The following is a 26,248-nucleotide window of genomic DNA, read 5'->3' on the forward strand; positions in this document are numbered from 1 at the left end:
CTTTATTCCCCGGGGATCTGGATTCCCTGATCACGCAGTTTTGCCAGTTTATATCTCAATGTCCGTGGACTGATACCCAGTTTCTCGGCAACATCCTTTCTGTTTTCATATTCCCGAAGTGCGTCCAAAATGATATTTCTCTCAATATCTTTCACTCCATCGGTAAGTAATTTAGATTGACATGGGTCATCATTCACGAGCACCCCTTCAGGAATGCAGGCGTCTGGCTCGAAATGAATATACTTGGCCTCGATATCACATCCAGCCATTAGAATAATGGCCCGCTGAATAACATTATCAAGCTCTCTCACATTACCTGGCCATGAGTGTGTCATCAGCTTATTCGCCGCCGCCTCAGTCAATCTTGGAGAAACACCTTGTTTCTTCCAATGACGGGATACGATGAACTTTGACAATGGAATAATGTCATGCGATCTACTTCTTAATGGCAACACATGAATCGGAAATACGTTCAATCGATAAAAGAGATCTTCCCTGAATCGCCCCTTCGTAACTTCTTCTCTGAGATTTCGATTGGTCGTCGCAAGGATTCTCACATCAAGCGGAATGGCTTTCTTTCCACCCAGGCGCTCCACCTCACGCTCCTGAATGACACGCAACAACTTTGCCTGCAATCCGAGATCCATCTCAGATATTTCATCCAGCAGCAGGGTCCCGCCCTGGGCCTGCTCAAACTTGCCTGTACTGGCCTGATACGCCCCGGTAAATGCCCCTTTCTCATAACCAAAGAGCACGGCCTCCAGCATATTTTCCGGAATCGCGGCACAATTAATAGCCACAAATGGCTGGTCATGGCGATTCGAACAGCGATGAATGTGGCGCGCAACAACCTCTTTACCCGTACCACTCTCACCGGAAATAATCACTGTTGCCTCCGACGCCGCCACTCGCTCCGCAAGCGCCAGCAACTCAATCGAGCGCGGGTCTTCTGCCACAATATCTGAACTAATTTCGACATTACTGATATAACGACTAACCATATTGACCAACACTTCTGCATCAAACGGTTTGACCAGATAATCATCCGCCCCCTGCCGCATCGCCTCAACCGCCTTCTCGACACTGCCATAGGCGGTCATGAGCACAACAGGTAAATTAGGGTCTCTTTGTTTCAGTTTCTGAAGCAATGCATTGCCATCTACTGGCCTCATATGGACATCACTTACTACCATTGAAATCGATTGTTCCTCGACCATCTTCAGCGCTGAATTTCCATCAGAGACGCCTTTCACCGTGTAACCTGCAAGCTCAAGTGTGTCACAGAGGGCTTCACGTAATGAAGCATCATCCTCAACCACCAACACCGTTGCCAAACTCATGCAGTTACCTCGCTTTTATTTTTTGTATTTATAAATCCATTTACTTCGTTTTTAATATCATCGCCTTTAACCAGAGGAAGCTTGACAATAAATGTCGTCCCCACTCCTGATTCAGTCACAAACCCTATTTCCCCACCATGCTTGTCAATCACACTTTTAACTACGGCAAGACCCAATCCCGTTCCTTGAATCTTGGTTGTCACAAATGGCTCATAGAGCGAGTTTTTGACGTGATCGGGAATTCCTTCACCCTTATCGGAGACCTCAATCTGAAGAGCATCATCACTTAACTTACTGGTCACGATAATCTCAACGCTGTTATTTGAAGCCGCAATCGCGTTGATGATCAAGTTGGTAAATGCTCCCAGTAAAGAATGATAATTACCGTTCACCACCACTGATCCAGCAGTATTATTAATCTTCAGCACCCCGCCTCTATCTTCAATTTGAGATATTACGGTTGTTTCCAAGCCTTCAAGCAGCATAGAAAGCGGGAACTCATCGTCATGATTCTCAGACTCTCCGCGAGTAATACTTAGCATATCTCTCACCATACTTTCGATATGTTGCAACTGGGCCTTGATCTTGAGCGCATACGCAGACGATTTTTCAAATGGAATATTGTTGCTGCAGAGATGGGAAACGTAGAGCAATGCAGAAGCGACCGGAGTTCTAATTTGATGTGCCAGCGTTGCCGCCATATGCCCCATCGCCGACATTTGTTGCAACCGCGCCAACCGATCCTGCAAGCGGCGAGTTTCGGTAACATCCTTTAGCAGAATAATTTGACCCGGTTCCCTGCCGAGCGAACTGGTTGCAATACTGACGCGCCGGCCATCACGCAACGATACCTCGTGCCCATCGTCAAATTGCGGCGCAAAACAACGTGTGATCACCTTGCGCCAGGATTCTCCCGCAAGCGGTTGACCGAGCAATTCAACCGCCACCGGGTTTGATTCGCGAACAACCCCTAACCCATCGAGCACCACCACACCTGCGGGCAGCGCTTCCAACAAACACTCCAGACGATTGGCTAGGCGACGCGTTTCTTCGAATTGCTTAACATGACCATCCTGAGCCCTGGACAACTTGCTCTGAAGATCAACTACCTGGGTTTGCAACGCATGATAGGAACTCGCCAACTCTTCGGAGAGCCGGTTAAAGGTCTGAAAGGTCTCTTCCAGATGTGCCAAATTGGTCGGTTTTACGTCAGCCATATCCTGCCTGCATCAGAGCAACTTTGGGTTGCTTCTGATATAACGTGCAAAGAACGGGCCAACTACATCAGCTATACAAAATCAATGAGTTATAAGATCGATCAATTTTGGCAAGTCAAAATTACGTCAGTTCTTCGACCCGTTGCAGGCCATATTTCCGCATTTTTTCAACCAACGTGGTCCGCCGCAATTTAAGACGGCTCGCCGCATGGGCCACCACACCACCGGCCTCTTCAATGGCCTGCATAATATAGTGCTTCTCCAGATCAGCCAGATACTCCTTCAAATCAATCCCCTCGCGCGGCAAACGTGGCATTGCCTCAGTGACGGTAACACTCTCCTTGGCCATGACCCGATTCATGATGGCCTCAGCCACTGGCTCACTGGACTCGGACCCTACCTGGAATTTGGCCGGCAAATCTCCAACATCCACCACCCCCATTGGATGCATAATCACCATCCGCTCGACCAGGTTCGCCAATTCACGAACATTGCCTGGCCAATGATATTGGCACAGACTCACGACCGCGCCCGGCGTCAGTCGCACCGAACCTCGCCCCTCATGCTCCAGCCGGGTAATCAATTCGTTCACGAGCAACGGGATATCCTCTACTCGCTCGCGCAACGGCGGCATTTCGATCGGGAACACGTTGAGACGGTAATAGAGATCCTCGCGGAACTCCCCATCCTTGATGGCCTGCTACAGATCGCGGTGCGTCACTGCCACAATGCGCACATCGGAGGTAATGCTCTTGTTACTCCCCACGCGCTCAAAGGTGCGCTCCTGCAACACGCGCAACAACTTCACCTGCATGTGCAGGCTCATATCACCGATTTCATCGAGAAACAGCGAGCCACCCTCAGCCATTTCAAAACGACCTTGGCGGGCTGTGATCGCACCGGTAAACGCACCCTTCTCATGGCCAAAAAGTTCGCTTTCCAGCAAATCTGCCGGAATAGCTCCGCAGTTGATCGGCACAAACGGTTTTTCACGACGCGCCGAATAATAATGCAGGTTACGGGCCACCACTTCTTTGCCGGTTCCAGACTCACCCAGAATCAACACATTGGCATCGGAGGCCGCCACTTGCTGGATTAACTTGCGCACCTGACGAATACTGCGGCTATTACCCACCAAGCTGCGGAATAACTCAGGCGAGGCACGCCCCACGGCGTGAGTTTCACGATTATTGCGATAGAGTTGCGCCTGCTGTAACACATGCAACAACTGACGATACTTGATAGGCTGCTCGATAAACCCTATCGCCTCATGGATCAACGACTCCGGGCACGCACCGGCATCCACATCCTCTTTAAACAATATCAGCGGCAAATTGGCATCGGATATGCGCAATTGCTCTAAAATCTGAGACATCTGCTCAGCCGAGCTACACGCCCCCAACACTATGGTGGCGGGAGGCTTTTGCCCCTCTCGCATCAACTCTTTGAAGGAATCGCTGCTGCTGGCCATGACATCGCTGACCTCAATAAACTCAAAAACGGCCTGCAATTGCTTTCTACGGGCCTCATTATTGTCAATCAGTAACACCGGGGCTTCCGTCACTGACACAGCGTCACTCCTTATAGATAATGGGTAAATTCGTCCAATCAAGAACGTCTTTGCCGGAACTCGACATCACCGTCGAAATCAAGCCGTTAACCAATCATGTCAAATAATTGTCGGCATGGCAAGAACCCAAAGGGAGTTAGCGTGGCAAGCACGCCATTGAAGATATCTTATTGTTAATTAAAAATATTTTTAGATTTTTTGACGCAAGCGGGCAATCTGACGACGATGGCAGCGAAAAATAAACTTTTCTAATAAAATCCTGACCGACTCCGGCTGCGGATCCAGCAACAGCTCCACCTGATCGCCAATGAGTTTTTCGACACGTCCCGTCAGCACGATGGGAAAGGGGTAACGCCGATGCAAATACACCTCGACCCGCAGCAGCTCGCCCACCCCAGGCAGCGGATTACCCTGCCAACTCAAGCGTGACAAGCTTAACGAAACCGGCATCGGTTGCGGCACATTGGCCCGCCCCAACAATAGCTCACTGAGCATATCGAGAGCCAGATTAACCTTGAACTCCAGGCGTTGGAGCTGAACTGCGATCTCAAGCATATCCTCTTCAGATTCGGCCTGGTACTCGTCAATGCCATTAATGATTCGCAAGCGATCTTCATTAAGGGCAGCCATTGAGGCAAACGCAGCATCTCCCTCCCCCTCTGCGCGCTCCCAACGCAAAGCCATATGGGTCTCGCAAGTCACGCCTGATAAAGAATCACTCATTGCCACCCCTCGACAAACAAGAACCTATAGCAAAACTGAAAATGGAGGAAAAAGCAATGTTGTTATGTTATGTAGAAAAAGAGGTAGAAATAAGCTTGTTTACGTAGGACCGTTAACGCCTACTCCAACATTTGATTCTCATGGTACCGGCTAACTCCTTGGCGTGACTTTCCGAGCTGTTCCAGTGCCGATATGATTTCTTGCTGCGCCTCCCGCGCCAGGGACATCAGCGCCTCATCATACGCCACCAGCGCCTCCAGCTTTTCTCGTAGATGTGCGGGGCGGATCAGAGACGCATGAGCTGATGACAAAATCCCCTGGAGCAATAGCCCCCGGCGCTCTTCAAGCGCGATGACTTGAGGCCATTCCCCCGTGCGCGCCAACTCCAGCATTTCCCGGGAAATTTGCAGCGCATTAGCCAATGCTTGCTCAGAAGAACCTTGAATGGATCCGGTATTGGGAACAACGTCCACAGGAGAAACCTAAGGCACCAATTGTTTTTCTTTAGCCAATATCTGAGGAATGGCATCCCAACCTGCTTTGATTTCCTTCAACAGCCCAGCCACTTCATCCAGCATAGCCGTGTCGTTTTTCAGATTCGCCTCCGCCAAACGCCGCCCCATATAATTATAAAGTGCATCCAGATTGGTGGCGATTTCCCCCCCGGCCTCTTTATCCAAACTCATCCGCAAACCATCGATAATTGAAATCGCCCACGAAACATGACTGCCTTTAAGCGCAATTTCACCACGCTGCATATAGCCCTTGGCAAGATTGATTTTCTCCAAAGCTCCTTCAAGCAACATCTGAATCAGACGATGCGGCGTTGCCGATGTAGCGTCAGAATGAGTCCCGATATTTTTGTACTCATTCAGCACACCGTTTAGATTGGAAGAATAATTCATTGTTATGCTCCAAGATTCCTTGTGGTTATCATTTAATTCCTAATACTCAGAACACATTATCTCTTCGGCAGATTTGCCAACTGCTGGGCCAATGAGTTGCTCGTATTTTGCAAACTTGATACTAAAGAATCCAACGCTGTAAATTGTTTTTTATAGCGCTGCTCAATAAGCGTCAATCGATACTCAAGTGCGGTCTGCCGGTCCTTAACACTGCTAATTCGGGCATTAATCCCATCCTCGCGTCCTGCAATCATCCCATTGGCCACTGTCCAATCGCTTACCTTGGATTTAAAACGTGCAGCGAATCCTTGTGTCGCATTGGAGAACAGGTTTACCACACCATTAAAATCGGTACCCAACTGGGTATCGAGTTTGGCAGAATTTATTGACAATGTGCCATCCTTCTGCGTCGAAATTCCTATATCCGATAAATAGCTAAAAGACAAGCCGGTAGCCGCAGTATTGAGCACATCGCGAATTCCTCGCTCTACGGTGAGCAGACCACTGTCACCGCTCAGAGTCCCGGTTTTTCCGCCAAGATCACGTATGGTATTGATAACGCCATTATAGGCATCAATAAATTTCTGTATATCCCCCTTAATTGTGGCGACATCACGACCAACAGTTAGAGTTTTTGCTACAGTGTCTGTTTGATTAAGCGTCAAGGTGACCCCTGTAATCGCTCCGGTCACGGTATTGGAAGCGCTATTCACCGTGAAACCATCAACGGTAATCTGGGCATCCTGGGCGGCAAAGTTTGTCACTGTGGCAAAGCTCAATGTTGCCGCAACCGCTCCCGCCGTATCGACTGCGGAAATTGCGCTTGCTGCTCCAGTACTCTTTGCCGTGAGCACCAATTTATTCCCGGTCACATCATTGATAATCGACGCAGAAACACTAGTATTACCTGCGGCGTTATTGATCGCATCCCGAATACCCGTTAGCGAATTATTAGTAGCGTCAATAGTGACGCCAAACGTATTGGTACCCGAGGTGATATTGAATGAACCCTGCTGGGCGGCATACACGCCCGTCGCCGACACCTTGTGGGCCTGTGCCAATTGAACAACTCTGACATTGTATGTCGCAGCCACTGCCGTGGAATCGGCTGTAGCGGTAAATTTGGTAGTATCTGCAGAAGTTGCCGAGAATTTGGCGAACCCACTGCTAGTACTCAGGTTAGTTACAGCCGTTTGGAATGTCGATAATGCGCTTTTCAGCTTGCCATAGGCGCTCAGTTCTGTATTGAGGGATTTTTCCTGCTTTTGCAGGAGAGTTAATGGCTTACGTTCCAGTGTCATCAACTGGGTGACGATGCTGTTTACATCCAGCCCGGAACCAACACCACCAACGGACAATGCCATGATAAATCACCTCAGTTGCACAACAACGCGCACTAATGACGCTGCGCAAAATAGAAGCAAAACCCGTGCCGACTACCTAGGCTTTGGTTTCCATTAAAAAACCTGAAGCATCTCCTTGTTCCAAGGCACGCGCTATCCGTAAAACTTCTTCAGCCTGAATCTGACGCACAAGTTCATTAGTGGCAGAATCAACGACCTTGATGACCGTCTTACCACTGCCTTCATCAACACTAAAGTTTAAATTACGTTCAACTTTATGGGCATAATTTTGAATTTTACTCATCGCCTCAAAGACATCAGCCCGCTTGGCATCAACCTTTGGTTGAGGCGGGGCGATGATGAGTGTTGATTCAGTTTTTACGGCGCTATCTTTAGGAACCGATTGCGCCCTTGCAGCAGCTGAAGCCACTTGCACAGTCACATTATTAATCTCGCTAATCATGATCTTAACCTCCTGGTAGTGAGATCACCCAGCTCCAGGAATTCCCTGGAGCCGGGATAACCTTAATTCACCACCATCACCACTCTTATTTCAAGAGCGAAAGTACGTTCTGAGGAACCTGATTGGCCTGCCCCAACATAGCCACACCCGCCTGTTGCATGATCTGCGAGCGTGTCAATGAAGCGGTTTCAGCCGCAAAGTCAGCATCCATGACTCGGCTACGAGATGCCTCGAGGTTTTCAACAACGTTCTGGGCATTACGAATAACCGATTCGAACCGGTTTTGAACCACACCCAACGTAGCACGGAGACTGTTGACTGAACTCAGGTAGGTGTCGACGGCCGCAATCATACGTGAGGCCCTGGAAGTCACAGATATCGCGGCAGCAGCAGTCAATACACTCGCGACACCAGTTTTACTCAGGACGTTACTGGTTACTACTTTAATGGTATCGCCTGCATCGGCACCGATCTGGAAAAAGAAGCTGGTCGCTCCAGCACCTACGACAGCAGTACCATTGAACTTGGTGCCTGCAACACGGGTAATTTCACTTTTCAGCGCCTGAACTTCGTCATCCAGAGATTTACGGTCACCTTGGCTATTAGTAGCATTACGGGCTTGAACAGCAAGCTCACGGATACGTTGCAAGTTCTGGGTAATTTCGGCCAGTACACCTTCACCCGTTTGGGCCAGAGAAACCGCATCAGCTGCGTTGCGACTGGCTTGATTGAACCCACGAATCTGCGCTGTAAAACGAGCAGAAATGGACAAACCAGCTGCGTCATCCTTGGCGCTATTAACGCGCAACCCTGAAGACAAACGTTGCAAAGCAACTTGCATATCCATCTGCGAACGGTTCAAATTCCGTTGAGCATTCAAGGACATAATATTGGTATTAATGACTTGCGGCATGGTGCTACTCCTAATACTGAGGGGGTTAGAAAAGGCCTTTGGCCTACAATCGCCCCGTTGACTTCAGCGGATATACTTCACATTGGAAATATTTACCGCTCCCATCAAATGTATCGACCTTTGCACCCCCAAACTTTAGCCACATTAACTATCTTTGATATTTACATGGGGGTGAGTCATTTTTTTGACTGACTGACAACCTTTCTTTACTTACTATCTCAGAAAAAAGATTATATCTTATTGTTTTTTAATGTTTTTTATTAACATAAAACCCACCTATTAACTATCATGTTATTGATAAAACTGGCACTTATATTGCATGTATTTCTCAAAATCCCATCCATACTAAATTATAGAATGGCATTAAGAAATGGATATTCAACCTGGACTAGGTAACTTCCTCACCAATCGCTTTGGAGAAAGGTATCTGTATTCCGTTAATGGAATTACCTTCACGCAAACCGATTCAACATCGATCTACCAAAGCCACTTTGGCAAACGATTATTTCGTGAAAACCACCTATACATCATCGTGGGTACAGATTCAGGGCTACTACCCAAATACATCCTCCATCGTGGCATTCCCGAAGGCAGTCGATACCTCTTTATCGAACACGACGAAATTTTTAAGGTTGTCACCCCTGAGTTCACAGATCTAAATACTCAACAAAAATTAGCATGCTGCTCGGCTTCAAGGTGGGAACAAACTGCCACCGAATTCTATTTCAGTGAGTATGCGTATACCGATTCAATATCCCTCTTCAAATCATTAGCAGTCACAGATTGTTACTTACCTCAGTATCGAGAAATTTGGTGCGATATCGAGCACGCATACAATACTCGATTATGGGCAACCCAGGCGCAACTTGGCACCTCCATCTTTTGTCAACGCCAAATAGAAAATCTTGCCGAAAATAATATACCTGCCACCGTTCTTCGGAAACTGGGGTCTGGCCAAACTGCCGTTATCATGGGAGGAGGCCCCTCCCTGGATGAAATATTGCCCTGGATTCAGGAAAACAAATCAAAAATCACCACCATCGCGGCATCGCGTATTTCACGGAGACTTCTGGAATATAATTTATACCCAGATATAGTGGTTTCAGTAGACCCGCATCCAATCAGTTTCGATGTCAGCCGAGAAATGTTGCTGCTTTGGAAGCATACTTTACTAGTAAATGCTAATCATATAACGCCACTGCTCCTTGGCCAGTGGCGCGGCCGCAATGTTTATTTCGATGAAAAATTTCCATGGACGAATCGCTATGATAATGACAATGTTTTAAGCGCTGCTGGCCCAACAGTTACTAACTGTGCGTTATCTCTAGCTATAGAAATGGGGTTTTCACAAATTATCCTGGCGGGCGTTGATCTCTGTTTTTCCAGAGAGGGATTTTCTCACGCAAAAGGTAGTAATGAAAGCATCGCAGGACCAACTATTAACATGGCGACTAGGCGTGTCAAAACCAATGCTGGAGATTGGGCGGAAACTGAAAACTCTCTATTCAAGGCAGTAACCTCTTTAGAACAACAGGCAAAACTTGCTTGTGATCACGGAATCAAGATCATCAACCCTGCGCCTAGTGCCGCCATGATAGAAGGTATTTCCTATACCCCTTGCCAGGAGATCATCCTGGGCGATCTGGCACACTCCATTAAGCAAAGTATAGACGCAATACTGTCGAAATATGATCAAGTATCAAAAACAAAACATCTAAACAATGTTATTGATGAACTTTCCCAAGCAGCTGACAAGTTAAAACGGATGGATTCTCTAGTTTCGAAGGCAATCCTATATAACAATTCTCTATTTGATAAAACCGCACCAAGAAGATCAACTGGCTATAAAGAAAAATTAGACAAAATTGAAGAGATTCTTAGCAAGAAATACAAAGAATATTCAATTTTTTCAAAAATATTTGGGATGACAAAATTTGTCCGGCTACTCAAGCCATTTGATGCATCCACAATAAAGGAAGATGCGGCCATAGAACTCGGCCGTTCCTATTATCTTGCCTATCAGGCTGGAATAAAGGAACTCTCAAGAATAATAAATGAGGCCATAGAACGAACAAAGTCACGTCGCATGGAATTAGAAAACACATCCGATATTGACATACTTTCAAAGCAATGGAAAAAAGATAACCAACCAGGGCGCGTGTTGATTTTAAAAGACAAACATGCCGGGATTATTAATTCACCCAATGCCGCTGGAAATGAGCTATATAGCGAACTTGAGGCGAGCTTCAATGCGTCACTATCAAACATGGATACACCTCACATGCGCCGCTCAAAGACGTTCGCAGACCTTCGTGGCATAGACAACAAGGCAAGCGAACTTTATAACAACTCTGACTCGCAGGCTCTTAAACGACTTTTGTCAAGCTTACAAGCACACCCAGATGAACGCGCGCGCGCGCTTACCCATTTGGTCTCAGGATATTTGGCTGAAATAGAAAATAATCAAGCAAAAGCAATTACCGAATATCAATATGCTGATGCCCCACCGGCAATCGAGCCTGCATTGCGCCGCCTATCCATGATAGCTCTCGACATGGGAGATTATGATAGTGCTACCATTGCCCTAAAGTCACTCGCAACCCTGTCGCCCGTGTATATTCCACAACTCTCGGAATTACTCCGTATTAAAGGCGATCTGCTTGGGGCATTGGACACACTCACTGAATATCTTGAATTCGCCGAGGATGACTTCCATGCCATGCTTAGAGTTGGCCTAATATATCGTGAACTTGGTCAGAATGATAACGCCGACTGGGTTTTCCGCTATATTCTTGAAAAAGATCCCGCTAATTTTGCGGCAAAAAATCTATTGGAAAATAAGGATTCGGCTCATGGGTAATCGCTCACAAAGGATTTTAGTCACGGGCGCTGATGGGTTTATTGGCTCTCATCTTACCGAGCGATTGGTAAATCTCGGATATCGAGTAAGAGCCTTTGTGATGTACAACTCGTTTAACTCTTGTGGCTGGCTGGATGATTCTTCATCTGATGTTCTGAACTCACTCGAAATTTTTAGTGGTGATATACGCGATCCTCATGGTGTAAGCTCGGCCGTCGAGGGTTGCGATATCATTTTACATCTGGCGGCGCTCATTGCCATTCCCTACTCCTATCAGGCACCAGATAACTACGTTGATACTAATATCCGCGGAACCTTGAATATTCTTCAAGCGGCGCGTCGTCATAAGGTATCTCGAATGATCCATACCTCCACCAGCGAAGTTTATGGTACAGCGAAGTTTGTCCCTATTACTGAGGAACATCCACTCCAAGGGCAGTCTCCTTATTCTGCAACTAAAATTGGTGCTGACCAATTGGCATTGTCCTTTTACCAATCATTTGATACGCCAGTAACAGTCATTCGTCCTTTTAATACTTATGGTCCCCGTCAATCGACGCGGGCGGTTATTCCAACCATTATTACCCAATTGGCCTCTGGCCAGCATGAAATTAAACTGGGATCTGTGCATCCGACGCGAGATTTCAGCCACGTGCATGACACGGTCAGTGGTTTTATTGCCGCTGCGACAGCCCCCAGTAATATTTTTGGCGAGGTTATTAATCTAGGCAGTAATTTTGAAATCTCTATCGGAGAAACCGCTAGGATAATAGCCGAACTTATGACTAAACAGATCAATATTGTTACCGATGAACAGCGGTTACGACCAGAAAATAGCGAGGTTGAACGCCTCTTCGCTGACAATAGCAAAGCAAAACGCTTGCTGCATTGGTCTCCAGAATATGAGGGCCGAGAGGGGCTACACCGTGGCCTTGCCGAGACTATCCGCTGGTTCACCGAACCACGCAACTTACAAAGATATAAAATTGACCGCTATAACGTATAATGAACAAAACAACGATCCAAGAAGCATTCAAAATACTCGCCGGCGCATTCCCTGAGGCAAGAAAACCTATAGGCCTGCATGAGCCCAGCTTTTCCGGTCAAGAATGGAATTATGTAAAAGACTGCCTCGATAGTGGATGGGTATCTTCGGTAGGTGAGTACGTCAACCGCTTCGAACGTATGCTGGAAGAATACACCGGGGTCAATCATGCCATTGCGACTGTCAATGGCACAGCCGCTCTCCATATATGCCTAATCCTAGCGGGTGTCTCCGCAGATGACGAAGTTTTAATTCCATCACTCACATTTGTTGCGACTGCCAATGCGGTAAGATATTGTGGTGCAATCCCACATTTTGTCGATGTTGATCTTCTGTCACTTGGGATCGATACAGTTAAACTGCGCACATACCTTGAACAGATCGCTATTAGAAAATCGGATGGCTGCTACAATCGCAATACCGGCCGCAGAATCCGTGGCCTAGTAGTAATGCACACCTTTGGCCATCCAAGCGACCTTGATTCAATTCAATCTGTTTGCCAGGAATACAATATCACTTTAATAGAAGACGCCGCTGAAGCCTTAGGCTCCTTCTACAAAGGTAAACACTGCGGTAATTGGGGGGCATCTGCGACACTCAGCTTTAACGGAAATAAAGTTGTTACCTGCGGCGGCGGCGGTGCAATACTAACTAATAATAAAGATATCGCTCAACAGGCCCGCCACATCACCACCACTGCAAAGTTACCGCATGCCTGGGAGTTTTATCATGATCAAACAGGATATAACTACCGAATGCCTAATATTAATGCTGCCCTGGGGTGTGCTCAACTGGAAAAGCTACCTACATTTATTAGAGAGAAGCGTGAAATTGCCAAGAACTATCATCGTCTATACGCCAATTTCAATGGTGCCCATGTATTTAATGAACAACAATATTCTTCAAGTAATTATTGGCTAAATCTCCTGATCTTTTCAGGCATTACTCGCCATGAACGGGATGAGCTACTAGGAATGTGCCATGAAGCGAACATATTATGTAGACCCATATGGACCCCTATGCACCGCCTCCCAATGTATGAGAGTTGTCCACGAATGGATTTATCAATCACCGAGAAGTTACATGAACGTGTAATCTGCTTACCAAGTGGTACGAGGCTATCACGCCATGAGTAAGCTAAAGATTTCCGTTGTCACCGGGTCGAGAGCTGATTATGGGCTTCTGTGGCCATTGCTTCAAGCTATCGACAAGGATAGCCAGTTAAAGTTACAGATCATAGTTACCGGCATGCATTTATCCCCTGCCTTTGGACTCACCTACCAACAAATAGAGGCTGATGGTTTTACCATTAACGCATCGGTTGAAGCCCTCCTCAGCGGCGACACAGATGTTGCCATAGCAAAATCAATCGGCCTGGGTATCATAGGATTCGCCGATGCCTACGCAAATCTTGATCCTGACATGATTGTGGTGCTTGGTGATCGCTTTGAAATTTTTGCGGCCACACAGGCGGCTGCGGTGGCAAAAATTCCGATTGCCCATATCGCAGGTGGCGATGTCACGGAGGGCGCCTACGACGAATCATTCAGACACTGTATTACAAAGTTGTCACACCTTCATTTTGCAACTAATGCCGATGCCGCAAGACGTATAATCCAGCTTGGAGAAGAATCATGGCGAGTACATACCGTTGGAAGCCCGGCCATAGATGTAATAAAAAACATGAAGCTTCTTACTAAGCATGAGCTTGAGACAGATCTTAACATTAAATTCCGCGACAAAAACATTCTGGTCACATTTCACCCTCCTACGCTGGATAATGATGCTGGTCGCCAGCTCACCGCTTTGTTGGGCGCACTGGATGACACTTGCGCTGATTGCGGCATTATTTTTACCTTATCAAATGCCGATACTGGTGGACTAAAATTAAATAGCATGATCAAAGAATACACTTCTAGTCGAGCCAATACTTTTGTATATTCATCCCTTGGCCAACTTCGATATTACAGTCTGCTTTCCAGGATCGATGCCATAGTGGGTAATTCATCCAGTGGACTATATGAAGCACCCAGCTTCAAAGTGGCAACAGTGAACATTGGTAACCGTCAGCTTGGTCGCTTACGTGCGATGTCAGTCATCGATTGTGATCCAGAAAGACGGGCGATATCTAAAGCCATTCTCCAGGCGTTTTCCCTTGACTGCACTGATAGCACTAACCCTTATGGTGACGGGAATGCCATTAGTCGCATAATGTCAGTGTTAAAATCAAATTTTTCGCGTGATGAGCTTATCCGCAAGCGATTTCAGGACTCCAGAAAATGAATACCAAAGATGGCGTCTATATTATCGCAGAGGCCGGTGTCAACCATAATGGTGATTTAGATCGGGCTTTGGCAATGATTGATATTGCAGCGGACTGCGGCGCAGATGCAATCAAATTCCAGACCTTTATTCCAGAGCTTCTAGTCTCACACCACGCGCCAAAAGCGAATTATCAAATAGCCAATACCGGGGATCAAGAATCACAGCTCGCCATGTTAAAACGGCTAGCATTGTCATTTAGCGATCACAATTTATTACTTGATCGATGCCAACAAAAAAATATTGATTTCCTTAGCTCTCCATTTGATACTGAAAGTGCTTCTTTTCTTATCAGGACACTGAAAATATCCAGGATAAAAATAGGTTCCGGTGAACTTACTAACGCCCCACTTTTATTACATATTGCCCAGCAAGGTGTCTCCGTTATTTTATCTACTGGCATGAGTACTCTTGATGAGGTAAAAACAGCGCTCGGTGTACTTGCCTTCGGTTATCTAAATTTTTCCAATATTCCTTCTGAGGAGGAGTTCAATCGCTGCCTAGAATCACCAGAAGCATGGACCGTATTAAAAATCAGAGTGACACTCCTACATTGCACCACAGAGTACCCATGCCCTTATGATGAAGTTAATCTACGTGCCATGGATTCGTTACGTGATGCTTTTGGTCTCGCCGTGGGATACTCGGATCATACATCTGGAATCGCGGTAAGCATTGCAGCTACAGCAAAAGGAGCCACTGTCATCGAGAAACACTTCACCTTGGACCGAGCTCTGCCTGGACCAGACCACAAAGCATCGTTAGAGCCCACTGAGCTTAAGGAACTGACCAAATGCGTGCACCAGGTCTACCTTGCTATGGGTAATAGCATCAAGGGCCCTTCCTCCCATGAGCTCGCTAATCTCGCCATTGCCAGAAAAAGCCTGGTAGCTAAAAAGCCAATCAAAAAGGGAGATATATTCACGGAAGAAAATATTACCGTTAAACGTCCGGGAAGTGGCCTTCCACCTATTAAGTATTGGAAATTGATTGGTAACTTCGCCCATCGGGATTATGCCGAGGATGATCAGATTCAACTATGAATACTCCCATAATCATCCTTGGCAATGGCGGGCACGCGCTAGTCTTATATGAAATACTTCAATCCTTACATTGGCAGATAAAAGGATTCGTCTGCCCAGACAATAGTGGCGACAATAAACTTTCCACCATTCCCAGACTTGGTGGTGATCAAAGCGTATTGGCATTCAAACCGGAAGATATTCTTCTCGTCAGTGGTATTGGCTCTGTTGGCGACAATTCATTGCGTCGTAGCATATATGAAACATTTAGTAGCAAAGGATATCAGTTTGCGCAATTGATACACCCAAGCGCGAACATCAGTCAATTGGAAGTCACCCTCGGTTTTGGTACTCAATTGCTCGCTGGAGTCAGAGTCGGACCGGCTGTGATTATTGGTGATAATGTTATTGTTAATTCTGGCGCCATCATAGAGCACCATTGCAACATTGGCACCCATAGTCACATTGCCAGCGGTGCCATTCTATGCGGGCAATGTCATATAGGCGTCAATGTTCACATAGGTGCAGGTGCCGTACTAAACCAAAACATCTCTATTGGCGACAATTCTATTGTTGCTTCTGGCGCAGTCGTCATACACGACGTTCCCCCTAATACCATGGTAGCAGGCATACCTGCCGTCACCAAAAAGAGGTTACAAAGCTCATGAATGATTGGCGCACTATTGCAGTAAAACCCAGCGATACCATGCAAAAAGTCATGCAGGTTATCGATACTGGACGAATGCAGATCGCTTTAGTGGTCGATGATAATGATCATTTGATAGGCACCGTAACAGATGGCGACATTCGCCGGGCCATACTCAAGGGACGGGGACTAGATACTCCAGTCCAGGAGTACATGAATAAAAACCCGACTACCGGCCTTATCGATGAGGAACCAAGCTCATGGCAACGCACAATGCTGAGACACACACTTCGTCATCTACCATTGCTAGATGCTGGTGGGTGTATCGCAAAATTAACATTTTTAGAGCCCCCAAGAGAACCAGTTCGTGATAATCCCGTCGTACTCATGGCAGGTGGATTAGGCACTCGCCTCCGTCCATTAACGGAGAAAAAACCAAAACCGCTTCTGACAATCGGTAACAAGCCTATTCTTGAGACAATAATTGAAAATTTCGTCAGCCAGGGATTTCATAAATTCTATGTTTGCATTAATTATAAGGGCGATATGATTCGCGAACACTTTAAGGATGGATCACAATGGGACGCGTCAATTACTTACATCGAAGAAAACAAACGTCTTGGTACGGCCGGTGCACTAAGCCTTATCAAAGACAAGATTGATCTTCCGTTTTTTGTCATGAATGGCGACTTACTCACCAAGGTTGACTTCGTGCGTCTATCTGAATTCCATAAGCAACAACAAAACACCATCACCATGTGTGTTCGGGAATATCGCTATCAAATTCCCTATGGAGTTGTCAGCCTAGATCGGCACAGAATTACTGGAATAAGCGAAAAACCAATTCAATATTACCAAGTTAATGCTGGAATTTATATGCTAGATCATGAAATAATCAATGACATACCACACAATCAATTCTACGATATGACGACACTTATAGAAGTGATACTTGCAAAAAATATAACTGTTGGTAGCTTTCCTCTACGCGAATATTGGATGGATGTTGGTCGAGTTGAGGATTTCGAACAGGCGCATAGTGAATATTTTGATCAGTTCGAACAATAGTAGTTTATTCTGAATTTAGACGGCCATATGAGAACAAAAAGATTGGCTCCACAACTCAGAGGGAACCGACATTAAGCAATAGTGGGTTTACAAAAGACGTCCCTCTTGCGAACATATGGGATAGGATACCCCTAGGAGTCTATCTTCCTCGTCTGCAGTAATTCGCAGGCCCTTTCAAGATCATGCTGACAATCAACATCAATAGAAGATTGCTCACTCATGATATAAGGGATGGTCTCATCCCCATAAAATCCGTGAAAACCATCTACCGGTGCGATATAAATGGCACCATTAGGAAGGTAACACTTAGGTAAAGACTGGCGCCGTGGACTACTCAGATCAATCCCGAAGTGACTGTAGATATAACCATTTTGATTAAGACCGAAGGCCCATAACAACTTGCTATCAATTTCCTTTACCGAGACCAATGTGTCATTGCCTGATCGCTTCTGTAAAAAAAACATATCAATGGCTTCAATAATGTGATTTTTATCCCTTAGGGGAGACGTCGGCTGCAATAAAATCACAAAATCAGCATCAAAATCGGTATTTTCAATCGCATGTGCCACAACATCATTTCCGCTCGCCGTATCGCTGGAAAGGTATTCTGGTCTAATAAAAGGTGTCCATGCACCATATTTTTCTGCGATATCTGCGATATTTTTTGAATCTGTGCTTACAATCGTTCGATCAATATATTTGCACCCACGAGAAGCCTCAATGGTCCATGCGAGCAATGGCTTTCCGCCACAGTCGAGAATATTTTTATTCGGCAATCCTTTTGAACCGGCCCTAGCCGGGATAATGGCCAAGATTTTATTTTTTCCTATCAAAACACTTCCTTCATACCATGAATAAATTAATCACTTTAAATTCTTTAACATGGGGGCCGATATCTTTTCAGCAATAAAATTATGTGAAGGTTTAGGAATTGCGTATGGCTTTATAGATTCGTCAGATTTATTCCAGTGTTTTTCTGCCAAATCCAGCAATCTTAGATCTTTCTTGGCCACTATCTCCTGCAACCCCAGGAGTTCCATACCTGAAAACTTGTGGCAAATCGTTGCAGTAATTTTTGTGGCATCACCAAGATCCATAATGTATCTTTCCAGGTTACCGTCATACTGCTCAATTATGGAATCTTTGTAGGTATAATACCATTCAGAGCCTGGGTAAGCAGTGGCAAAATGAGGCTTGGCATGTATTCCAAGCTTGACCAATGACTCAATGGTGTTTCTGAGACTTTTAAAATCTTCCTCAGGAAATCCTATGATAATGTTAGGTATAGGCTTAATGCCAGATTCTAGACAAATACTAATGCTCTGCTCATTTTTCTCGGAAGTTGATCCTTTTCCAAGCTTTTTTAGAATCCTTTTATCGAATGACTCCAGACCATATACCAAATGTGTACAACCGGCTTCATACATCTTTTTCAGAATTTCAGGTCGATGAAGCGCTGCATGACTAGTACCGCTCCAGAAAACACCATGGTTTTCAACTTGATCAAATGGAACATTCAAGCGGCGACAATCTGGTTGCAATCCTCCTTCAATCCATTTACGGCACAACTCATCTAACCATGTCATTTTACTGTAGCGATCCATGGTCATCAGGTTTTCATCAAGAAAGTTTACAAAATCTATGCCATATTCACCCTTAAGGTGTTTTACCAAACTTACGATGTAGTCAGGTGAATGATAACGAATGTTTCTTCCATAAGTAAACGCTACATCATTTTCCCCGGTTGGATCTTCACGAACTATCATGTCCCCTGTTGTTCCAAGATGCCAGCAATAACGGCAGACCAGATTACAACCATAACTTGCATTTACATCGATACGTCGTTTGGCATAATAGGCCTCTTCACTGAAAAGCGATGAAGAGTTTTTTAAATATATCTCTTCAAGCGGAAATAGATCCCATGCCGGCCAGGGTATGGTATCGATATCAGAAATATTTGGCCGCTCCTTGTTGACAGTGATTTTTCCGTTATCACGATGAACAACGCCAAGCGTATTTCCCCAATCGAAATCCTTGTTATCTACCTTTGCTAGCACTTCAGGAAATGTGATGTAAGCTTCGCCAATAATGCCCAAGTCAATCTGAGGCACCCAGTCCATTATTTCTTTAGGCATGCTCGTAAGAAATCCGCCACCCGCGATCAAAAAACTATCTGCGGCATGAATCTTCGCTAGCCGACATACTTCCTTTATAAAATTATATGTTGTCGTTAAGCCGCCAATAGCGACCACATCCCAATGATCGGCCTCAAGGACTTGCTTTACGATATTAAACCCTTTGCGCCAGGCATTCGCATCATATACTTGAACCGCATGCCCACTTTTCCTTGCGATTTCGGCAAGTATAGCCATACCGTAAGGGATGTGCCTTGGAACGTCTTCCTCGCGCACGACAGGGTTAATAAAAAGTATTTTAGCCATCTGTTTTATCCAGAAAATCTTTCAACCTGATGCAGGTAATGCCATCCCCGAATAACGTTCCGCCTTCCGTACAGTTGTATAAAGTGGATGCAGAGTTTGCAACCAGCTCAAGTATATTTCTGCGATACCAATAATATGTCGGGTCAGTATAAAATTTTTCGCCAGTTAGTGGATTCTTAATCACTGGAAATAATTCTTTAGTGATGCCCTCCTCACCCAATATTTGAGCCAATTCATAATAGGTTTGTGTCATGGTATAAGGAAGATCTATTTTATACCCAAGGTCCATACCTATAACGGCGATATTTTTAACTTTAAGCCAAAATTGTGCAAATACCCATGCCGCAGTGCCAACATTCCCCCCCGTATTCAATGCGGGCAACTTGGCAAAGTTATACATTCTCCGAGTAAGACTGTTTTCGGATTCAGGATTATCCACTAATGGCAACCACCAATACATATCGAATCCTGCTTCCTTTGTACGTGAAACAACATTAGCAGGAGCAGTTGAAGCGATAATCAATTTTGTATTTTTAGCATATCGATTTACAATTTCAATATTATCGTTATTTTGTAGAACAGAATTTTTTCTAAAATCAATATCAAGGTCTTGTCTTGCGAAGTAATCGTCGCCGATAGTGTTTTTCTCAAAATCAGGATCACCAAACCAACGAACAAGTCGTGTTGGGTGTGGATCCAACGTCAAAACATAATCGGGAACGATTCCAGCCCTAAGGCACTTCACATAAGAGCCATCAATAGCAATGATTGTTCCTTGATACTTTGAATCGGCGAGCGTTTTCAGCGTATTGGTGTAGTGCAAGCTCGGACCGGCACTCACGACAACAGCACTGCTGGCCTTTTGGGAGGCTAGACCTGGAAGATCTTTGATTGATTTATCAATGTGACGGACGTTAGCTTCAGAGTTCTTAATTATTGTGCTTCCGTGCCAATCGTGACCAATATTTTCAATCTTATCGACGAGAACGTCGAATTGACTCATTGAACTCACTCCTTGGGTTCATTTTCATCCTCTCCGGTCCAAACGAATTTATTGCGCTCAACAAATACCATGCTACCGCCAATAGAATTCAATGCCTTCTTTCGGAATTCACTATCCAAATCTCCGTCTTTCTCACACTCATCAACAATTTCCGTATTAATTTTGTATGTGCCTTTCAGGAAATCACTCATATGCGCCTCCATTTGAAGCAAATTATGCTTCAGTAGGTTATAGCGGCCATTTTTGTTTAATATTTAGTCTATTAAATGGAGATTACGGCTAGAAATAATCGGGCTGGAATATTTATAAAAGCGCACGTTTTTTGGTCGCGCATAACAGTGCAGTATCCATACGACATAACCACTCAGTAAGCATTGACGCTAATGGCACCTAGCCCATTACAAGTGAACTCCATCTACCTCAAGAAAAATTATCGCAAATAATCAAAAAGATTCAGACCTTGAACCTTCTGAAATGTTTGCTGAGCGGCCTGCATCCCTATCATTTGCAAATTCATATGGCTCACAGCGGACGCATAGTCCAGATCCTGTATATCAGACAGCGCCCCCGTCATCTGGGTCTGGAACTGCTCATTAATTTGCTTTTGCGAGTCGATCGCGCTCAGTCTGGCGCCAATGTTGCCACGGACACGCAAGATGCTATTCATAGCTGTGTCGATATCCGTCAAGCTGTTGCCGGACGGGTTGTTTGCATTCAATGAGGTCGCGAGGTCGTACAATATCTTGAACATGTCCTGAGTTCCGCCGGCCGCTGCAGGTAAATTCGTGAATACATCATATCCGCTATCCCCGGACGCTATCTGACGAAGAGGACTAATTTGTACCACCCGCTGCCCCTGATCGCCCTGATAGACATAAACTCCCGCTCCTGTGTCCAGAAAAGGCTGTGTCTGAACCTTATAACCGCTAAAGAGAAATTTTCCGGTACCGTCCTTCGTGTTGGCCAACCCTAAGAGGGCCTCCAAATTTTGTGTCACTTCGGCAGCAATTGACTGCCTGTTAGCCGCACCCTGCGAACCATTCAAACCCTGCACTGCCAACTCACGCGTCCTTTGCAGCACATCGCCAACCGAGGTCAATACCTCTTCCTCAAATTCCAGTTGACTCTGTCCAGAACTCGCGTTTCTCTGATATTGATCATTTATTTGCAACAGCTGCTGGACATTCATCGCCTGCCCTGCCGCCGTCGGATCATCAGACGGGGTAAGAATACGTTTGCCCGAAGAAAGTTGCTGCTGGGTATGACTAATATCAATCTGGCGATCAAGTATTCCTTTAACCGCCAACTGCTGAAACATGTTAGTCGAGATTCTCATAATCCACTACCGCCCTACTGCGCTTAACAATGTCTGAAATATCGTATTCGCTGTTGTTATGACCTGGGCTGCAGCCTGATAAAGCTGCTGAAACCTCACCAAATCGGCAGCCTCTTCGTCAAGGTTAACCCCGGATACAGCCTGTTGTGACTCCTGCGCCTGTTGTAACAAGTCTGCCTGAGCCTTTTCCGTAATCTGGGCACTATTGGTCTGAATACCCACAGTACTCACCAAACCGCCATAGGTATCCCCATAAGTTTCGCTGCCATTAGCAAGCAATCGTTGCGTCTGCAACCCAGCTATCAGCAACACATTGCGATTGTCTCCCATACCACCGACATTGTTCGCTATCACGAACTGGTCACCGTTGGCCGGATTGCCTGAAATAGAAAACTGGAGGCCATTAAAGGCTATCGTGCCACTGGCTACATAGGGTATCGGCCCCGCGCCTGGGACGGCCCCTGTAACAGTAAAATTATTGGGGCCCGTGTTGTAGGTCAAAGTAACATTACCGGGTAGTGGCAAATTGGCGGTACTGGTTACGCTGCCCGCAGAAATTATCCCGCTCCCGCTATTGGCGGGCACCACGCTGGTAGCGATTGGTGCAGCGGCCGCGATCGTACGCGGATCGGCCAGCAGATCCTGTATCCCCAGAGCCCCACCGCGCGTGGGTCTGATGAGAAATTGATCACCCGCAGCGGCACCCGCCGTAAGCGTCAAGGTAAAACCATCAACCACTGGTGTAGTATATGGTGATGCGCCACCGGTATTAATGGCTGTGGTTTGTTGATCAGAATTTCTAATCAGCGTATACGAATTACCCCCGTTGTAGGTCAACATATACTCTTTACCGGTCAACTGAGTCGCGTTGCTAAGATTAGCCACGACTACGGCCGGAGCTCCAGTCGCCGGCAACACTTGCAAGGCGGGATTCTGAAAGAAATTCGTGCCGAGATTGCCGTTCAAATCTTGCCCGAGTGTATGCTGCGCATTAATCGTGGATGCAAAACCCATGGCTAACCGTCCAAGTTCATCTTGAGCCGGGTCTAAAACATTATTTCTAAAATTCAAAAGCCCACTCAAGGTTCCGCCAGTGATCATATTCGATATTTGTACCGTTCCCGCACCTCCAGTAGAGACCACTACCTCATTTATATTGATGTCAAATTTGTTTGGCTGTACCGATAACTGCATGGGACTAAACCCGATCACCAACGGTTGTCCGTTGCCTATGAATACATTGACAGCCCCATTAGTGTCAGGAACTGTGGTGACAGCAATTTTCTCTGATAATTTGTTGATCAGCGTATCTCGCCGATCAAGAAGATCATTCGGAGAATTATTGGTACCAGCGATAACAATCTGTTTATTTAGATCAGCGATTTCAGACGCGTAACTATTAATCTCCGCTACGGTATCTTTCATTTGCCCATTGACCTGAGATCTCATTTCTTCAAAGCGCTGGTTCAGGTAATGGAAACGATCAACCAGAGTGCCCGCTTGATTGAGCAAGGCCTGACGGGGCGTAATCGCTGAAGGATCATTGGCCACATCTTGCATCGCGCCAAAAAAAGACTGAACCGCGGGCATCATCCCGACGTTTGAATCTGCCAGGAGTTGATCCACCAGGCCCGATTGGCTGGCAAACGTTTTTGCCTGACTATAACTAGAGTTATACGCACGCACCTGACCGACAAGAAAGCTATCGTACGAACGCGTAATACCGCCGAGCTTGACACCGCTCCCAAGGTAATTTCCGCCGAGGAACAACGGAGTCTGCGTTTCCAACTCAACTCGCTGACGACTATACCCTTCGGTCTGAGCATTGGCGACATTATGCGCCGTCGTCCGTAGATTCGTTTGAGCCGCGGCCAGAGTTCCAACGCCTATATTATACAAACCACTCGACATAGCTCGTTCCTAATTTCAGGCAATATAGTGGACGTCATCAACTTCTGATAACACCTATACTCAAGATAGCGGCACTTCTGCAGCGTTCTTGAGTTTAGCCACCCCTTCGGGGGGCCAGACACTATTCATTATCATATTGATTTTATTTGAGTATTCAGGATCTGTCGCATAACCGGCCTGGTGCAGGGCACGGACAAAACTGGCTCCATCGTGCGTCTGCGCCAAGGCATCTTGATAACGCGGGCTCGCCCGCAAAAAGCCGACATAATCGGCAAAGCTGGATTCGAAATCCGGATAAGCCCGGAATGCGGCCCGCTTTTGTACCGCGACCCCATCTTCAAACTCCAAGCTGGAAATCACTGCGCGCTTGTCAGTCCAACGCTCATCCGCTTTGATATTGAATAAATTATGGCTACTGCCACCACTCGCATCACTGATGACTGCCCGGCCCCACCCCGTTTCCAGCGCGGCCTGAGCCAACATCACCTTTGGGTCAAGCCCGATTGACGATGCATAGCGTTCAGCCAAGGGCCATAGCTTATTCACAAAGTCCTGTGGCGAGCTAAATTCCTCGATTCGTTGTGATGCAGAGCTGGGGACGGTGCCACTTTCAGCAGCCTTTATAACCGGTCTATATTTTTCAAGCGAACCTGTTGCAGGACTATTAGATTCTTTAGGCACACCGTTAACGGCTTTCAGTTGGCGAATTAGCGCGTCGGCAATTCCACCTTGATGCTTATTCGCCAAATTCAAAGCAATCTGCTGGTCATATAGCTCCTGATACATTTGGCTCTGATCGTTATCCATTATCCCATCGCCCAGCTTTGCCTCCCTCATACTCTTAAGCATCATTTGCAAAAAAATTCCCTCGAATTGGACGGCTACTTTTTCAAGTGTCTCGGGCGACGATTGGCTCGCCATGCCACGCAAAGACTGAAGCCCTTGAAAGTCCGTGACAACATCTTGTCGCGTATTAAGACTCATGCAAACTCGCTCGTCAAATGACGATCAGCTCCGCCCGCAAAGCACCAGCCTCTTTCAAGGCCTCAAGAATCGCAACCAAATCACCAGGCGATGCACCCACACCATTCACTGCACGCACGATCTCATCAAGAGATATTCCAGGCTCAAACATAAACATCTTATTCTTCTCCTGCCTGACCTGAACATCGGAGCTCGGCACAACCACAGTACTTCCCCCTGCCAATGGTGCCGGTTGACTGACCGTTGGCTTTTCGGAAATGGCAACTGTAAGACTGCCATGAGTAACAGCTGCAGATGTCACTCGTACATAGCGGCCAATCACGACAGTTCCCGTACGCGAATTGATCACCACTCGCGCTGAACGCTCGCCTGGCTCCAGTGTCAACTGCTCCAGCATTGAAACAAAAGCGACTCGCTGTCCATGATCGCGCGGGGCTTGAACAGCGATCGAAGAGGCATCGATCGGCTGTGCCGTGCCAAGGCCTATTTTGTCGTTAATGGCATCGGAAAGACGATTAGCCGTCGTAAAATCCGGGGAAAATAAATTCAATACCAGACTATCCTCGCTACCGAATGGCGTAGGCGCCGGGCGTTCGACGTTTGCACCGCCAGGTATACGTCCGACACTTGGAATATTCACTGTTATTTTCGAACCATCACTGCCGCCTGCGCCAAAACCGCCAACGACAAGATTTCCCTGAGCAACAGCGTAAATATTCCCATCCGCCCCTTTAAGCGGCGTCATCAACAGAGTACCGCCCCGCAAACCTTTGGCGTTGGCAATCGAAGAAACCGTGACATCGATTTTTTGCCCAGACTTGGCAAAAGGTGGCAGCTCGGCACTTACTGATACCGCAGCGACATTCTTAAGCTGCGGATTTACATCCGGCGGTATGGTAATACCAAACTGAGACAACATGCTCTTCAGGCTCTGCACGGTGAAAGGGGCTTGTGAAGTTTGGTCGCCAGTGCCATCCAATCCGACGACCAACCCGTAACCGACAAGCTGATTACTTCGCACTCCGGCCACCGTGGCAAGATCCTTAATTCTTTCAGCCATCACTGGAACCGAGTTAATAATTAGCGCCAGGCCGATACTAAAAATTAAGATAATCCGTTTCATATGTGTCATACCT

Annotated in this window: 23 protein-coding genes and 1 pseudogene; 7 read left to right on the forward strand and 17 right to left on the reverse strand. The window is 46.4% G+C overall.

All coding sequences use genetic code 11. The features are described 5' to 3' along the window. Nucleotides 1-2: 2 nt before the first annotated feature. From HY272_01000 to HY272_01040, 9 genes and pseudogenes are all read right to left on the reverse strand, one after another. Nucleotides 3-1,340 (reverse strand): sigma-54-dependent Fis family transcriptional regulator, encoded by a 1,338-nt coding sequence (locus tag HY272_01000; protein ID MBI3771273.1) that lies wholly within the window; start codon nt 1,338-1,340, stop codon nt 3-5. Next, complete coding sequence (locus HY272_01005; protein ID MBI3771274.1) at nt 1,337-2,557, reverse strand: HAMP domain-containing histidine kinase; 1,221 nt, start codon at nt 2,555-2,557, stop codon at nt 1,337-1,339. Before HY272_01005 ends, HY272_01000 begins: the two co-directional genes overlap by 4 nt. Before the next feature lie 121 nt (nt 2,558-2,678). After that, nucleotides 2,679-4,121: pseudogene (locus HY272_01010) on the reverse strand (sigma-54-dependent Fis family transcriptional regulator). A 195-nt stretch (nt 4,122-4,316) separates the two neighbouring features. Continuing rightward, nucleotides 4,317-4,850: a PilZ domain-containing protein gene (locus HY272_01015; protein ID MBI3771275.1), complete on the reverse strand. Its 534-nt coding sequence runs from the start codon at nt 4,848-4,850 to the stop codon at nt 4,317-4,319. Nucleotides 4,851-4,969: 119 nt separating this feature from the next. Beyond that, the gene (locus tag HY272_01020; GenBank protein ID MBI3771276.1) at nt 4,970-5,323 is read right to left on the reverse strand and encodes a flagellar protein FliT; all 354 of its coding nucleotides are present in this window, start codon (nt 5,321-5,323) and stop codon (nt 4,970-4,972) included. Between the two features lie 9 nt (nt 5,324-5,332). Then, on the reverse strand, nt 5,333-5,755 hold the full coding sequence (gene fliS, locus HY272_01025) for a flagellar export chaperone FliS (GenBank protein ID MBI3771277.1): 423 nt from the start codon (nt 5,753-5,755) through the stop codon (nt 5,333-5,335). A 56-nt stretch (nt 5,756-5,811) separates the two neighbouring features. After that, nucleotides 5,812-7,119: a flagellar filament capping protein FliD gene (fliD, locus tag HY272_01030; protein ID MBI3771278.1), complete on the reverse strand. Its 1,308-nt coding sequence runs from the start codon at nt 7,117-7,119 to the stop codon at nt 5,812-5,814. A gap of 76 nt (nt 7,120-7,195) precedes the next feature. Beyond that, complete coding sequence (locus HY272_01035; protein ID MBI3771279.1) at nt 7,196-7,561, reverse strand: flagellar protein FlaG; 366 nt, start codon at nt 7,559-7,561, stop codon at nt 7,196-7,198. Nucleotides 7,562-7,646: 85 nt separating this feature from the next. Continuing rightward, nucleotides 7,647-8,474 carry a flagellin FliC gene (locus HY272_01040; protein MBI3771280.1) on the reverse strand — a complete coding sequence of 276 codons (828 nt, stop codon included), beginning with the start codon at nt 8,472-8,474 and terminating at the stop codon, nt 7,647-7,649. Between the two features lie 370 nt (nt 8,475-8,844). Between HY272_01040 and HY272_01045 the strand changes: the two genes are divergently transcribed. Genes HY272_01045 through HY272_01075 form a run of 7 tightly spaced genes read left to right on the forward strand, consistent with a single transcriptional unit; the run spans nt 8,845 to nt 17,437 of the window. Continuing rightward, nucleotides 8,845-11,334: a DUF115 domain-containing protein gene (locus HY272_01045; protein MBI3771281.1), complete on the forward strand. Its 2,490-nt coding sequence runs from the start codon at nt 8,845-8,847 to the stop codon at nt 11,332-11,334. Next, nucleotides 11,327-12,340 (forward strand): SDR family NAD(P)-dependent oxidoreductase, encoded by a 1,014-nt coding sequence (locus HY272_01050; GenBank protein ID MBI3771282.1) that lies wholly within the window; start codon nt 11,327-11,329, stop codon nt 12,338-12,340. Before HY272_01045 ends, HY272_01050 begins: the two co-directional genes overlap by 8 nt. Next, the gene (locus HY272_01055) at nt 12,340-13,515 is read left to right on the forward strand and encodes a LegC family aminotransferase (protein ID MBI3771283.1); all 1,176 of its coding nucleotides are present in this window, start codon (nt 12,340-12,342) and stop codon (nt 13,513-13,515) included. Before HY272_01050 ends, HY272_01055 begins: the two co-directional genes overlap by 1 nt. Then, a complete protein-coding gene (gene neuC, locus HY272_01060; GenBank protein MBI3771284.1) occupies nt 13,508-14,662 on the forward strand; it encodes a UDP-N-acetylglucosamine 2-epimerase (hydrolyzing) in 1,155 nt (384 codons plus the stop codon). The genes HY272_01055 and neuC overlap by 8 nt, the downstream gene beginning before the upstream one ends. Then, entirely contained in the window at nt 14,659-15,744 is a 1,086-nt protein-coding gene (neuB, locus tag HY272_01065) for an N-acetylneuraminate synthase (GenBank protein MBI3771285.1), read from the forward strand. Before neuC ends, neuB begins: the two co-directional genes overlap by 4 nt. Beyond that, the gene (locus HY272_01070; GenBank protein ID MBI3771286.1) at nt 15,741-16,391 is read left to right on the forward strand and encodes an acetyltransferase; all 651 of its coding nucleotides are present in this window, start codon (nt 15,741-15,743) and stop codon (nt 16,389-16,391) included. The genes neuB and HY272_01070 overlap by 4 nt, the downstream gene beginning before the upstream one ends. Next, entirely contained in the window at nt 16,388-17,437 is a 1,050-nt protein-coding gene (locus HY272_01075; GenBank protein MBI3771287.1) for a nucleotidyltransferase family protein, read from the forward strand. Before HY272_01070 ends, HY272_01075 begins: the two co-directional genes overlap by 4 nt. A gap of 131 nt (nt 17,438-17,568) precedes the next feature. Here HY272_01075 and HY272_01080 read toward each other — a convergent pair whose 3' ends face one another. From HY272_01080 to HY272_01115, 8 genes are all read right to left on the reverse strand, one after another. After that, nucleotides 17,569-18,267 carry an acylneuraminate cytidylyltransferase family protein gene (locus tag HY272_01080; GenBank protein ID MBI3771288.1) on the reverse strand — a complete coding sequence of 233 codons (699 nt, stop codon included), beginning with the start codon at nt 18,265-18,267 and terminating at the stop codon, nt 17,569-17,571. Between the two features lie 33 nt (nt 18,268-18,300). Further along, complete coding sequence (locus HY272_01085; GenBank protein MBI3771289.1) at nt 18,301-19,878, reverse strand: B12-binding domain-containing radical SAM protein; 1,578 nt, start codon at nt 19,876-19,878, stop codon at nt 18,301-18,303. Then, nucleotides 19,871-20,881: a motility associated factor glycosyltransferase family protein gene (locus tag HY272_01090; GenBank protein ID MBI3771290.1), complete on the reverse strand. Its 1,011-nt coding sequence runs from the start codon at nt 20,879-20,881 to the stop codon at nt 19,871-19,873. The genes HY272_01085 and HY272_01090 overlap by 8 nt, the downstream gene beginning before the upstream one ends. A 5-nt stretch (nt 20,882-20,886) precedes the next feature. Continuing rightward, complete coding sequence (locus HY272_01095) at nt 20,887-21,072, reverse strand: hypothetical protein (GenBank protein ID MBI3771291.1); 186 nt, start codon at nt 21,070-21,072, stop codon at nt 20,887-20,889. Between the two features lie 239 nt (nt 21,073-21,311). Beyond that, nucleotides 21,312-22,199 carry a flagellar hook-associated protein FlgL gene (gene flgL, locus HY272_01100; protein MBI3771292.1) on the reverse strand — a complete coding sequence of 296 codons (888 nt, stop codon included), beginning with the start codon at nt 22,197-22,199 and terminating at the stop codon, nt 21,312-21,314. A 24-nt stretch (nt 22,200-22,223) separates the two neighbouring features. After that, nucleotides 22,224-24,128, reverse strand: a complete 1,905-nt coding sequence (gene flgK, locus HY272_01105) for a flagellar hook-associated protein FlgK (GenBank protein MBI3771293.1) — start codon at nt 24,126-24,128, stop codon at nt 22,224-22,226. Between the two features lie 60 nt (nt 24,129-24,188). After that, nucleotides 24,189-25,112 carry a flagellar assembly peptidoglycan hydrolase FlgJ gene (gene flgJ, locus HY272_01110; GenBank protein ID MBI3771294.1) on the reverse strand — a complete coding sequence of 308 codons (924 nt, stop codon included), beginning with the start codon at nt 25,110-25,112 and terminating at the stop codon, nt 24,189-24,191. 13 nt (nt 25,113-25,125) lie between these two features. Further along, the gene (locus HY272_01115) at nt 25,126-26,235 is read right to left on the reverse strand and encodes a flagellar basal body P-ring protein FlgI (protein MBI3771295.1); all 1,110 of its coding nucleotides are present in this window, start codon (nt 26,233-26,235) and stop codon (nt 25,126-25,128) included. Nucleotides 26,236-26,248: the final 13 nt, after the last annotated feature.

The sequence above is a fragment of the Gammaproteobacteria bacterium genome (assembly GCA_016200485.1).
Taxonomy (GTDB): domain Bacteria; phylum Pseudomonadota; class Gammaproteobacteria; order Tenderiales; family Tenderiaceae; genus JACQEP01.